Origin of the sequence: Tenacibaculum sp. 1B UA, from assembly GCF_033978845.1 — a bacterium.
GTDB lineage: Bacteria > Bacteroidota > Bacteroidia > Flavobacteriales > Flavobacteriaceae > Polaribacter.
Genome location: NZ_JAKVUA010000013.1, coordinates 28,270 through 39,603, shown reverse-complemented (window position 1 = coordinate 39,603; position 11,334 = coordinate 28,270). Strand labels below are relative to the sequence as shown.

Sequence of the window (11,334 nt, the reverse complement as noted above, 5' to 3'; positions counted from 1 at the left end):
TATTTACAACTGTAAACAACCTCTAGTGTTTACACAAGTAAACAAATGATAGAAAGACTAAAACAGATATTAGATTATTACAATTTATCGGCGTCAAGTTTTGCAGATAAAATAGATGTTCCAAGATCTAGCATTTCTCACCTATTATCAGGAAGAAATAAACCAAGCTTAGATTTTATTATAAAAGTTGAGACAGCTTTTGATGAAGTTGACTTGAATTGGTTAGTATATGGTAAAGGGGATTTTCCTCCAAATACAGAAAAATCAAAAGAGGAGATAAAAATAGAGAAAAATGAAGCTCATTCTTTATTTACTGAAAATACTGTATTTGACCAAGAACCCGAAAAAAAATCAAATACGCAATTCTCAGAAAGTCATAAAAAGAGGAAAGAATCTGACTCTTTCAGGGAAGTTAAGAATATTTTGGTTTTATACGACGATGGAACCTTTGAAGATTACAAAAAAAAATAATGTCATAATTGAATCTCTGAAAATTTGATGATTTTAAAGTTCAACAAATCCTTAGGTTTGTTTTCATCTACACAGTTTCAATTTATAAATCATTAGTAACTAAACTCTCTCCTAAAACTTATTTTACCATAAGTTGAGTTTGTTAACTTGGTCCCCCAAATGTAATTCCTCTTAAATAAAAAATCCTGTATTATGAAAAATAATACAGGATTTTTACTCATATTTTAAGTATATAATCTAGGTTAACATTCCTCCGTCTACAGATAAAGTCTGCCCAGTAATATACGAGCTCATATCTGATGCTAAGAAAACACAAGCATTTGCAATATCTTGTGGTGAACCTCCTCTTTTTAAAGGAATTTCATTTCTCCAACCTTCAACAACTTTTTCATCTAACTTTGCAGTCATTTCAGTTTCGATGAAACCAGGCGCAACTACATTACTACGAATGTTACGCGATCCTAATTCTAATGCTACTGATTTTGAGAACCCTAAAATCCCTGCTTTTGAAGCTGCATAATTTGCTTGACCAGCATTTCCTTTTAATCCAACAACAGAACTCATATTGATAATTGAACCTGCACGTTGTTTCATCATTGGACGAATTACGGCTTTTGTTAAATTGAAAACAGATTTTAAGTTTACTTCAATAACTTTATCAAAATCATCTTCAGAAATACGCATTAATAAATTATCTTTAGTAATACCTGCATTGTTTACCAATACATCAATTGTTCCGAATTCTTCTAAAACATTTTTTGCTAATTCTTGTGCTGCATCAAACTCTGCCGCATTTGATTGATATCCTTTAGCGCTTACCCCTAATTCTTTTAATTCATTTTCTAAAGAAGTTGCTGCCTCAACAGAAGAATTGTATGTAAATGCAATATTACATCCTTGGTTTGCAAACTCTAATGCAATTCCTCTACCAATACCTCTAGTAGCTCCTGTAATAATTGCTGTTTTATTTTCTAAAAGTTTCATTTATTAGTTGTTTTAACAGGGGCAAATATAAAAATAAATTCCCGTTAAAAAACGGGAATTTATTTTTATATATAAGTGTTTATTATGCTAAAACCTTAGCTACCATTTCTCCAATTTTAGCAGGAGACTCTACAACGTGTACTCCATTTTCAGCTAAAATTTTCATCTTTGCTTGCGCAGTATCATCGGCACCACCAACAATAGCACCTGCGTGTCCCATTGTTCTACCTGCTGGAGCAGTTTGTCCTGCAATAAAACCAACTACTGGTTTACGATTTCCGTCAGCTTTAATCCAACGTGCAGCTTCAGCTTCTAAGTTTCCCCCAATTTCACCAATCATAACGATTGCTTCAGTTTCATCATCATTCATTAATAATTCAACTGCTTCTTTAGTAGTAGTTCCAATAATTGGATCTCCACCGATACCAATAGCAGTAGTAATTCCGTATCCTTGTTTTACAACTTGATCAGCAGCTTCATATGTTAAAGTTCCTGATTTAGAAACAATACCTACTTTACCTTTTTTGAAGATAAACCCTGGCATAATTCCAACTTTTGCTTCTTCTGGAGTAATAACACCTGGACAGTTAGGCCCTACTAAAGTACAATCTAACTGATCAATATATGCTTTTACTTTTACCATGTCAGCTGTAGGAATTCCTTCAGTAATACAAATGATTACTTTAATTCCTGCTTCAGCAGCTTCCATAATAGCGTCAGCAGCAAATGCTGGTGGTACAAAAATAATTGAAGTATCAGCTGCTGCTTTTTTTACAGCTTCATCAACTGTATTAAAAACTGGTTTACCTAAATGCTCTTGACCTCCTTTACCTGGTGTTACACCACCAACTACGTTTGTTCCGTAATCGATCATTTGGCCAGCGTGGAAAGTTCCTTCGCTTCCTGTAAAACCTTGAACTATAATTTTTGAATCTTTATTTACTAAAACACTCATTGGTTTGCTTTTTTATTATTTTTTAAGACAGACAAAAATAACTTTTTAATTGTGTTTTCACAATTAATTTTAGGTTACTTTTTTTCTTTATTTGTTGCATTTTTTAAATAGATAACTTCTCGCAATGTTTGTCTATATTCTCTTTGAGGTGTTCCATAATAGATTCCTTTTTTAAGAGACTTTGACACCCCAGTTTGCGCCATTAAAATGGTTCCCTTTTCAATCGTTAAGCCGCTAACAATACCTACCTGCCCCCAAATTGTCACTTCATCTTCAATCACTGTACATCCAGCAATACCAGTTTGTGCAGCAATTAAGCATTTTTTTCCTATAACAGTATCGTGCCCAATATGAACTTGATTATCAATTTTTGATCCCTCACCTATCAGAGTATCGCCTGTTACCCCTCTATCTATAGTACATGAGGCTCCTAAATCTACGTTATCTTCAAGTATCACCCTACCTCCAGATATTAATTTATCGAACCCTTCTGGTCTATTTTTATAATAGAAAGCATCAGCTCCTAAAACTGTGTTGGCATGAATTGTTACATTATCACCTATCACACAATTACTGTTAATTGATACGTTTGCGTGAATTAAACAATTTTCACCAACTGTTACGTTTTCTCCTATAAATACATTTGGTTGTATAATAGTACCTTCTCCGATAACTGCTGACTCAGCAATACTTTTCTTTGAGGCTATAAAAGGATTAAAATGTTTAGTTATTTTATTAAAATCCCTAAAAGGATCTTCAGAAATTAGTAGTGATTTTCCTTTTGGACAATCTACTTTTTTGTTTATTAATATTGTAGTTGCTGCTGAGTTTAGTGCCTTATCATAATATTTGGGGTGATCTACAAAAACAATATCTCCTTTTTCAACGACATGAATTTCATTAATCCCTGTAATAGGAAAACTATTCTCTCCAACAAATTCAGCATTTAATAAATCTGCTATTTGCTCTAAAGTTTGAGGTTGTTTAAATTTCATCTTTAAAAAGAAATTCCCGCTAAAGCGGGAATATTAAATTTATTCTTTGATACGCTCTGTATAAGCGCCTTTTTCCGTATCTATTTTAATCTTGTCACCTTCATTAATAAATAAAGGTACATTGATTCTTGCTCCTGTTTCTACAGTAGCTGGTTTTGTAGCATTCGTAGCTGTGTTACCTTTTACGCCTGGTTCAGTATGAGTTACTTCTAAAATAACGTGTGATGGCATTTCTACTGATAATGGCATATTATCTTCAGTATTAATTAAGATAGTAACCACTTCACCTTCTTTCATTAAATCTGGCGCATCTAATGTTGATTTTTGAAGTGTTATTTGATTATAATCTTCTGTATTCATGAAGTGATACGTGTCTCCTTCTGGGTATAAATACTGAAATTTATGTGTTTCTACACGTACATCTTCAATTTTATGACCTGCTGAAAAAGTATTGTCTATCACTTTTCCTGAAGTAACACTTTTAAGTTTTGTACGAACGAAAGCAGGTCCTTTACCTGGTTTTACGTGTAAAAACTCAATAATTTTAAATATATCGTGATTATATTTTATACATAATCCTTTTTTAATATCTGATGTTGATGCCATTTATTTGATCTTTTATAGTTGCTCTTATAAGTGCAATTTTAATAATTAATTTGTTTTAAAATATCCTTTCATGATTCCGCGGTGTGAATCTTTGATAAACTGAATAATTTCATCACGCTCAGAAGTTGCTTCCATTTCAGCTTCAATAATATCTATCGCTTGAGAATTGTTATAGTTTTTTTGAAATAAAATACGGTAAACATCTTGAACCTCTCTAATTTTTTCAGTTGTAAAACCCCTTCTTCTCAACCCTACTGAATTAATTCCCACGTATGATAACGGTTCTCTTGCTGCTTTTACAAAAGGAGGTACATCTTTACGAACTAACGATCCTCCTGTAACAAAAGCATGATTACCTACTGAGGCAAATTGATGTACTGCTACCATACCTGCAAGTACTACATTATCTCCAACAGTTACGTGACCTGCTAAAGTTGAATTGTTTGAAAAAATACAATTATCTCCCACTTTACAATCGTGTGCAATATGACAATACGCCATAATTAAACAATTGTCACCTATAACAGTTTTCATTCTATCTGAAGTCCCTCTGTTAATAGTAACGCATTCTCGTATAGTAACATTATCTCCTATTTCTACAACTGTATCCTCATCGTTATACTTTAAATCTTGAGGAATTGCTGAAATAACTGCTCCAGGGAAAATTCGACAGTTTTTACCGATGCGCGCACCTTCCATAATGGTTACATTAGAACCTATCCATGTTCCTGAACCTATCTCTACATTCGCATGAATCGTTGTAAAAGGTTCTATAACTACATTACGAGCTATTTTTGCTTGAGGGTGTACGTACGCAAGTGGTTGATTCATATTACTTTACTTTTGAAATTTGTGCCATTAACTCTGCTTCACACACTAACTTTCCGTTAGCATAGGCGTAAGATTGCATATGACAAATACCTCTACGGATTGGTGCAATTAATTCTGCTTTAAAAATTAATGTGTCTCCTGGTAATACTTTTTGTTTAAATTTAACATTATCCATTTTCATGAAATATGTTAAGTAATTTTCAGGATCTGGAACTGTATTTAAGACTAAAACTCCTCCACATTGTGCCATTGCCTCTACTTGAAGAACTCCGGGCATTACTGGTGCTCCAGGAAAATGTCCTACAAAAAAATTCTCGTTCATAGTAACATTCTTCATTCCAACCACATGTTGATCAGACAGCTCTATAATTCTATCAATTAACAAAAACGGTGGTCTGTGAGGTAAAATATCCATTATTTTATGAATATCCATTAATGGTGGCTGATTCAAATCATAAGAAGGAATATTATTTCTCTTTTCCTTTTTTATAATTTTAGCTAACTTCTTCGCAAATGTAGTATTTACTGAGTGTCCTGGCTTGTTTGCTATTACCTTTCCTTTTATTCGAGTACCCGTTAGAGCTAAATCTCCAATCACATCTAACAATTTATGACGTGCAGCTTCATTAGCCCAATGTAGTGTTAAGTTATCTAATACTCCATTAGGTTTTACAGTTATATTATCTTTTTTAAAGGCTTTTTTAAGCTTTTCCATTGTACTCTCAGACAATCCCTTATCTACGTAAACGATGGCATTGTTTAAATCTCCTCCTTTAATTAAATCGTTTTCCAACAACATTTCAATTTCATGTAAAAAACTAAATGTTCTTGCTGCTGATATTTCTTCTTTAAAATCAGTGATTGTATTTAATGTAGCATTTTGAGTTCCTAGAATTTTAGTTCCAAAGTCTACCATAGTAGTTACTTGGTACTCATCTGCTGGCATCAAAATAATTTCACTTCCTGTTACTTCATCTTTGTATGAGATAATTTCATTTACCACATACTCTTCTATTTCAGCTTCTTGTTCAATAATTTCAGCTTTTTCTAAAGCTTCAATAAAAAACTTAGAAGACCCATCCATAATAGGAGGTTCAGAAGCATTAATTTCTATTAATAAATTATCAATATCTAAACCAACAGCTGCTGCTAAAACGTGTTCAGAAGTTTGTATTTGCACTCCGTTCTTTTCAAGGTTTGTTCCTCTTTGCGTATTCGTTACATAATCCGCCTTTGCTTCTATTATTGGTTCTCCTTCTAAATCAACTCGCTTAAAAGCAAATCCATGATTTTCTGGTGCTGGTTTAAAAACCATGTTAACCTCATTACCTGTGTGCAATCCAACACCTGATAATCTAACTTCTTTTTGTATTGTTTTTTGTTTCTTACTCATTTTTTACTTTTTGAGCCTTCAACTCTTTTTCTATTTTATGTACTGTAGATGCTAATTTTGGTAAATTCTTAAAGTGTACGTAAGACTTACTATAGTCTGAATAGCCAAAAGCTGGAGACCCTTGTACAACTTCTTCATCTTTTAAATTTTTCCCTATTCCTGATTGAGCTTGGATTTTTACGTTGTTTCCAATAGTTATATGGCCAACAATACCTACTTGCCCCCCAATCATACAGTTCTCCCCTATTTTGGTAGATCCTGCAATTCCTGTTTGAGAAGCTATCACAGTATTTTTACCTATTTCAACATTATGAGCTATTTGAATCTGGTTATCTAACTTTACTCCTTTACGAATTATTGTTGATCCTAGAGTAGCTCTGTCGATAGTCGAATTAGACCCCACATCAACATTATCTTCTATAATAACATTTCCTATTTGTGGTATTGCCTTATATTCTCCATTTTCATTTGGTGCGAAACCAAAACCATCTGCTCCTATTACTGTTCCTGAATGAATTTTACAATTCTTTCCTATTACAGTTTCTGAATATATCTTTACTCCTGCAAAAACAACTGTATTATCTCCAATTCTTACATTATCTCCAATGTAAGAATTAGGGTATATTTTCACATTGTTACCTAATACCACACTCTCTCCAATATAGGCATAAGCTCCAATATACTCATTATCACCTATGGTTACTGAATCAGCTATAAAGTGAGGATTTTCTCTCCCTACTTTATTGTTCTTTACCTCATTATAAAACTCTAAGAGTTTTGAAAATGATTTATATGCATCTTCAACCTTTATCAAAGTTGTTTCTATTTCCTTTTCAGGAACAAAACTCTTATTTACAATAGCTACCGATGCTTGGGTTGTATATATATATGAGTTATACTTAGGATTAGATAAAAAGGTTAATGAACCTGTTGTCCCTTCTTCTATCTTAGAAAGTGTAGATACTTCAGCTTCCGGATTCCCTTCAATCTCTCCTTCTAAAATATCGGCTATTTGTTTTGCTGTAAATTTCATTATCTGCAAAAGTAATTATTTTTGTTCAAATACTTCTTGATTAGAGTTTGTTTCTAAGTATTCATCTACTTTATTTTCTTTGGGTAACACAGGTAATATTTCACTACAGGCTTTGTTAATGCTTTAAGGTTTAACTGGTCAGATGCTTTTGCTATATCTTTTAACTTGCCTTTTTTTGTGTAAATTTTTATAGGCTTCTTTGTATTGTATGCTTGATGTTTTATTTTATTTGAAAAAACAAAATACTCAAGTTCTTTTTCGCTTAACTCTACAAGCTTTCTAAGCTTTCCACGCCTTTTCTCAATATACTCCTCAGTAAATGGTTTCTCTTGAATTTCAATCTTTAACAAACTTCTGTCTATAATTTTTGTTGCTAATGTAGATAACACAAAATCCTCATGATTTTTCCATTCTTTTATCGCAGATAAAACATCATAATCATCTAACTCAGAAAATATCTGTAATGTTTTACTTGAAAAATTTTCTTTATTTATTGGACTGTATAAAAAATACTTTAAAGCTCTACTAGAAGGAAGCTCTACCCCTTTCGTAGCCAACTCCTTTGCTCTTTTTAATATACTAACTAAAAGGTTTTCTGCTACTAAACCTGTTTTATGTAAATACACTTGCCAATACATTAAACGTCGAGCTATAACAAATTTTTCTACCGAATAAATCCCTTTTTGCTCAATAACTAATTCGTTATCTACTACATTCATCATTGCTATTAAACGGTCTGATGATATGTTTCCTTCAGCAACCCCCGTAAAAAAACTATCTCTTTTTAAGTAATCTAATCGGTCAATATCTAATTGACTCGATATTAATTGATATAAAAATTTACGTGGATGCTTTCCTTCAAATACTTGAATAGCCAAACTTAATTTCCCTTCAAATTCATCATTCAAAGCTTTCATAAATTTTAATGAAATTTCTTCATGAGTAATTTCATTCACAATACTATGTTCTAACGCATGTGAATATGCTCCATGACCTATATCATGTAACAAAATAGCTATATACAAAGCATTTGCTTCTTCTTCTGAAATTTCAATATTTTTCATTTGTAACACATGTACTGCTTTTTGCATTAAATGCATACAACCTATTGCGTGATGAAAACGTGTATGGTTAGCTCCAGGATATACTAAATTTGATAATCCCATCTGTGTTACTCTACGTAACCTTTGAAAATATGGGTGCTCGATAATATCAAAAATTAGTGAATTTGGTATAGAGATAAACCCATAAATAGGGTCATTAATTATCTTTAATTTGTTGGTTTTTGATTTCTTCAAAATGTATAAATCCTTGAATTTTAAACAAAAAAATCATAATTTATCTACAAAACCAAATTAACCAGCGTTTAATTAACGTATTTTTAGCTTTTATAAACACAACAAAACTACTTTTAACCGTTATTTAGGTAATAAATAAGTTGGAAATTATGATGAGAAACATACACATTCTATGGGTAGATGATGAAATAGACCTATTGAAACCACATATATTATTTTTAGAGAAAAAAGAGTATAAAGTTACCACATGTACCAATGGTACAGATGCCATTGACTTGGCTAGCGAAAATAATTTTGATATTGTTTTTTTAGATGAAAATATGCCTGGTATTACCGGTTTAGAAACGCTTTCTGAAATCAAACAAAAAAATGCAAACCTCCCTGTGGTAATGATTACCAAAAGCGAGGAAGAATATTTGATGGAAGAAGCTATTGGCTCTAAAATTGCAGATTACTTAATCAAGCCTGTAAATCCTAATCAGATATTATTGAGTTTAAAAAAGAATTTAGACCACTCTCGTTTAGTTTCAGAAAAAACAACATCTAGCTACCAACAAGAATTTAGAAAAATTTCTATGGATTTAGCTATGGTTAATTCTTATGAAGAGTGGGCTGAACTTTACAAAAAACTTGTTCACTGGGAACTTGAGTTAGAAAATATTAATGATACTGGAATGTTAGAGATTTTGGAATCTCAAAAATCTGAAGCTAACTCGCAGTTTTTTAAGTTTATTAAAAAAAACTACCAACGTTGGCTAACAGGAGACAATAAACCTACTTTTTCACATACTTTATTTAAAGATTATGTAGTCCCAAACTTATCAAAAGACCAAGGTGTTTTATGGGTCATAATTGATAATCTTCGTTATGATCAATACAGAGTCTTAGAGCCTTTTATTAATAATTATTTTAAAAAGGAAGACGAATATTCTTACTACAGCATTTTACCAACAGCAACTCAATACGCACGAAATGCTATATTTTCTGGGTTAATGCCTTCTGAAATGGAAAAAAGACACCCAAACTATTGGAGAAATGATACAGAGGAAGGAGGAAAAAACTTATTTGAAGCTGATTTTTTGGACAATCAAATAAAACGTTTAGGATTAAATATTACACATGAATATTACAAAATAGTTTCTCTAAAAAGTGGTAAAGAATTAGCAGATAACTACAACGGAACTAAACAAAACGATTTAACAGCTGTTGTATATAATTTTGTAGATATGTTATCGCATGCTAAAACAGAAATGGAAGTTATAAAAGAATTGGCTGGCGATGATAAAGCTTATCGTTCTTTAACTGTAAGCTGGTTTAAAAACTCTCCGCTTTACGACATTATTCAAAAAGCGCAAAAATTAGGACAAAAGCTTATAATTACAACAGACCACGGTACTATAAACTGTAAGCATCCTACAAAAGTTATTGGTGACAAGAACATCAGCTCAAATTTACGTTATAAAACGGGTAGAAGCCTAAGTTATGAAGATAGAGACGTGTATGCAGTTAAAAATCCAAGAGACATTTTTTTACCAACAATAGCTATTAATAGTCCTTTTATTTTCACTAAAGAAGATTTGTTTTTTGCGTACCCAAACAATTATAATCATTTTGTTAAGTATTATAAAAACACGTATCAACATGGAGGAATTTCATTAGAAGAAGTTATCATTCCTTGTGCTGTTTATAATCCAAAATAGTTTTTAACTTATTTTAAAAATTGTCTTGAAATGAAAATTAAATTTATACTGTTTTTCGCTTTTTTTACTTGTTTTTACTCCTTACAAGCTCAAGAAAACAAACTTTCTTTTGCTGCTTTAGAACTAACAAAAAATAAAGTTACTTATGACCCAAGTTACTTTTCTATACCTTATCCCAAAGGAGATATTCCTAAAGGCAAAGGAGTTTGTACTGATGTTATTATTCGTGCTTCCCGTAAATTAGGAATAGATTTACAGCAAGAAGTTCACGAAGATATGAAAGCTAACTTTTCTTTATACCCTAAAATATGGGGACTTAAAAGAACGGATACTAACATAGATCATAGAAGGGTACCTAATTTAATGACTTTTTTTAAGAGAAAAGGAACAGTTAAAAAAATCACTTTAAACCCCAATAATTATTTACCTGGAGATATTGTTTGTTGGAACTTGGAAGGAGGTTTAACTCATATTGGCATAGTTTCTTCTAAAGAATCACCAACCAATAATAAACGATATTTAATTGTTCATAATATTGGACTAGGTCAAGTTTTAGAAGATTGTCTATTCAATTTTAAAATTATTGGTCACTACAGATATAAGAACAAATAAACTATAGTAATTAATAATCTTCTTTCCTATTTTTGCTACTTATGAACAGAAATTATTCTCTAAACGAATTAACAGCAATAGCTAAAGAGATTATTGCTACTACCCAACATAAAATATTGCTTTTTTATGGAGAAATGGGAGTTGGTAAAACAACCCTAATTAAAGAAATATGCAACGTTTTGGGGGTAGAAGACATTGCCCACTCTCCTACCTTTTCATTGGTTAATGAATACAAAACTATCTCAAACAAAACAGTATATCATTTTGATTTTTATCGTATTGAAAACGAAGAAGAAGCGTATGATATGGGAATTGAAGATTATTTATACAGTAATAATTGGTGTTTAGTTGAGTGGCCTGAAAATGTTAAAAATTTACTACCTTTAGATACTGTTTCAATATCAATTAGCTTGCTAGAAAATGGGCTACGAAACATTCAATTAAAAACTAACTAAA

The 11,334-nt window shown here is 31.7% G+C and carries 12 protein-coding genes; 4 read left to right on the top strand and 8 right to left on the bottom strand.

The window, feature by feature from the left end; all coding sequences use genetic code 11:
• Positions 1-45 precede the first annotated feature (45 nt).
• A complete protein-coding gene (locus MK851_RS10845) occupies positions 46-471 on the top strand; it encodes a helix-turn-helix transcriptional regulator (protein WP_320243857.1) in 426 nt (141 codons plus the stop codon).
• A 237-nt stretch (positions 472-708) separates the two neighbouring features.
• Here MK851_RS10845 and fabG read toward each other — a convergent pair whose 3' ends face one another.
• From fabG to MK851_RS10805, 8 genes are all read right to left on the bottom strand, one after another.
• On the bottom strand, positions 709-1,455 hold the full coding sequence (gene fabG / locus MK851_RS10840) for a 3-oxoacyl-[acyl-carrier-protein] reductase (protein WP_303508275.1): 747 nt from the start codon (positions 1,453-1,455) through the stop codon (positions 709-711).
• Positions 1,456-1,537: 82 nt separating this feature from the next.
• Entirely contained in the window at positions 1,538-2,410 is an 873-nt protein-coding gene (gene sucD / locus MK851_RS10835; RefSeq protein ID WP_303508278.1) for a succinate--CoA ligase subunit alpha, read from the bottom strand.
• 74 nt (positions 2,411-2,484) lie between these two features.
• Entirely contained in the window at positions 2,485-3,405 is a 921-nt protein-coding gene (locus tag MK851_RS10830) for a UDP-3-O-(3-hydroxymyristoyl)glucosamine N-acyltransferase (RefSeq protein ID WP_320243854.1), read from the bottom strand.
• 39 nt (positions 3,406-3,444) lie between these two features.
• A complete protein-coding gene (gene efp, locus MK851_RS10825) occupies positions 3,445-4,011 on the bottom strand; it encodes an elongation factor P (protein ID WP_303508284.1) in 567 nt (188 codons plus the stop codon).
• 45 nt (positions 4,012-4,056) lie between these two features.
• Positions 4,057-4,842 carry an acyl-ACP--UDP-N-acetylglucosamine O-acyltransferase gene (lpxA, locus tag MK851_RS10820; protein WP_320243852.1) on the bottom strand — a complete coding sequence of 262 codons (786 nt, stop codon included), beginning with the start codon at positions 4,840-4,842 and terminating at the stop codon, positions 4,057-4,059.
• A gap of 1 nt (position 4,843) precedes the next feature.
• On the bottom strand, positions 4,844-6,235 hold the full coding sequence (locus MK851_RS10815) for a bifunctional UDP-3-O-[3-hydroxymyristoyl] N-acetylglucosamine deacetylase/3-hydroxyacyl-ACP dehydratase (RefSeq protein WP_303508288.1): 1,392 nt from the start codon (positions 6,233-6,235) through the stop codon (positions 4,844-4,846).
• A complete protein-coding gene (lpxD, locus tag MK851_RS10810) occupies positions 6,228-7,268 on the bottom strand; it encodes a UDP-3-O-(3-hydroxymyristoyl)glucosamine N-acyltransferase (protein ID WP_303508292.1) in 1,041 nt (346 codons plus the stop codon). Before lpxD ends, MK851_RS10815 begins: the two co-directional genes overlap by 8 nt.
• Before the next feature lie 65 nt (positions 7,269-7,333).
• Positions 7,334-8,566: an HD domain-containing protein gene (locus MK851_RS10805; RefSeq protein ID WP_320243849.1), complete on the bottom strand. Its 1,233-nt coding sequence runs from the start codon at positions 8,564-8,566 to the stop codon at positions 7,334-7,336.
• Between the two features lie 152 nt (positions 8,567-8,718).
• Here MK851_RS10805 and MK851_RS10800 point away from each other — a divergent pair, with 152 nt between their 5' ends.
• Genes MK851_RS10800 through tsaE form a run of 3 tightly spaced genes read left to right on the top strand, consistent with a single transcriptional unit; the run spans position 8,719 to position 11,333 of the window.
• Complete coding sequence (locus MK851_RS10800; protein ID WP_320243939.1) at positions 8,719-10,266, top strand: bifunctional response regulator/alkaline phosphatase family protein; 1,548 nt, start codon at positions 8,719-8,721, stop codon at positions 10,264-10,266.
• A gap of 30 nt (positions 10,267-10,296) precedes the next feature.
• Positions 10,297-10,878 (top strand): DUF1287 domain-containing protein, encoded by a 582-nt coding sequence (locus tag MK851_RS10795; protein ID WP_320243847.1) that lies wholly within the window; start codon positions 10,297-10,299, stop codon positions 10,876-10,878.
• A gap of 41 nt (positions 10,879-10,919) precedes the next feature.
• Positions 10,920-11,333, top strand: a complete 414-nt coding sequence (tsaE, locus tag MK851_RS10790) for a tRNA (adenosine(37)-N6)-threonylcarbamoyltransferase complex ATPase subunit type 1 TsaE (protein ID WP_320243845.1) — start codon at positions 10,920-10,922, stop codon at positions 11,331-11,333.
• Position 11,334 lies beyond the last annotated feature (1 nt).